At 61.6% G+C, this 1,529-nt stretch carries 1 protein-coding gene; it reads right to left on the bottom strand.

What is annotated here, in order from left to right; translation table 11 throughout:
- Positions 1 to 280: 280 nt before the first annotated feature.
- Complete coding sequence (locus BG455_RS11970; protein ID WP_071470246.1) at positions 281 to 1,411, bottom strand: IS110 family RNA-guided transposase; 1,131 nt, start codon at positions 1,409 to 1,411, stop codon at positions 281 to 283.
- Positions 1,412 to 1,529 lie beyond the last annotated feature (118 nt).

The raw sequence follows: 1,529 nt of genomic DNA, 5'->3' as shown, positions 1-1,529 counted from the left end.
TCTCATGATCGCTGTCAAGCCTTTGTATCATAGAAATTACTCCGGCAAGGCCGGGCGCAGCGTGATGGGGATGCGCAAGGTTGGAGACGGAACTGAGACGACGGTTGAGCAAGCTCTCATACGCGGGTTGGATACCGCATGACCGTGGTTTCGTCTTGGGGCTGCCTCGTTCTAAGTGGCGAGCGTCGGCTTGGCCGGCTCATAACAGGCCACGAGGGTTCCCCACCGCGTTCCGTCCCCAACCTTGCGCATCGGCATGTTGAGGTCGCTTCTTAGCTTCTCAGCAGTTGGCACGCCCTTGGGGTCCATGCGCAGGCATCACCGCTCTGGCAATGGCCCAGATGAAGCCCACCATCTCACGTGCGATGGCGGTGGTCACGACCACCTTCGCCTTGCCGGCTGCGACAAGATGGCGGTAGCGTTGGCACATCCGCAACTGTCCTTTCCAGGCGATGTCGCGCGCAGCCTTGGGCAGCCCCTCAATCCTGTCATGCAGCTTGCGACTGACGCGCGCCTGCATCCGGTAACTCCATGCGCCCTCGATCAAGGCGCGCCGCGCAAGCCCGCTGCCCGCTTTGGTTATCCCACCCCTGCGAACCGAGTTCCCACTGGAATGTTCGGAGGGCGTCAGGCCGAGATAGGCCATCAGCTGACGCGGATTGTCGAAACGCTGGAAGTCCCCGACCTCTGCCACCACGGTCACTGCGACGATGAAGGCCACACCGCGCATCGCCTGAACAGCCTCGACCACCGGTGCCAGAGACCAGTCTGGCAGCAGGTCAGCGATCTGGCCAGTCAGCCGTTCGACACGTGCTTCCGCGTCGGTGACCGCGTCCACATAATCCTGAAACACGATCTGCTGAGCGGGATGCTGAAACCGCACCGTCGTCAGCCAGCGCCGATAGGCAACCGTCCAGCCCTTCTTTCCGGGGTAGATACGACCATGGCGGAGCAGGAACCCCTGAAGATGCTGGCGCGCCTTGCCCAGAACCCGCATCGCAGTCGCCCTTGCACGAACCAGATCGCGCATCGCCTCATGCGCCGCATCCGGCACCCAGACCGCCGTCAGTTCACCAGCTCGATGCATCTTCGCCAACATCAACGCATCGCGGCGATCTGTCTTCACCCGGTCTCCGGCCTTCACCGGGATGAGCGATGGTGCCACCACGATGCAGTCATGTCCCAGCTCAACAAGCTGGCGATAGAGGCCATAGCCGCACGGGCCAGCTTCATAGCAGAAATGCAACCGCCGTCCGTCTACAGCCAGTTTTTCCACCAACTTTCGAATATGGTCCGCCCGGTGTGGGACCTTGCCCCAGTGGCGGACTTCACCGCGACGCTCCCCCTGCGCAACTGCAATCGATATCGTCGCCTTATGGACATCCAACCCAATGAACGTGCTATCCTGCATATGGTCTCTCCCCCATTCTTGAGGCTCGGCACCGGCCCATCCGGCGCAACCCTCGAATGCAGAATGCCGCGGGAGAGACCACCAAGCCAGTCAGCTCAGGACGCGATCATGTGGTCTA

It is taken from the genome of Roseinatronobacter thiooxidans, assembly GCF_001870675.1.
GTDB lineage: Bacteria > Pseudomonadota > Alphaproteobacteria > Rhodobacterales > Rhodobacteraceae > Roseinatronobacter > Roseinatronobacter thiooxidans.
Note: the sequence above shows the minus strand (reverse complement) of the source record. Positions and strands in the feature narration are given on the sequence as shown.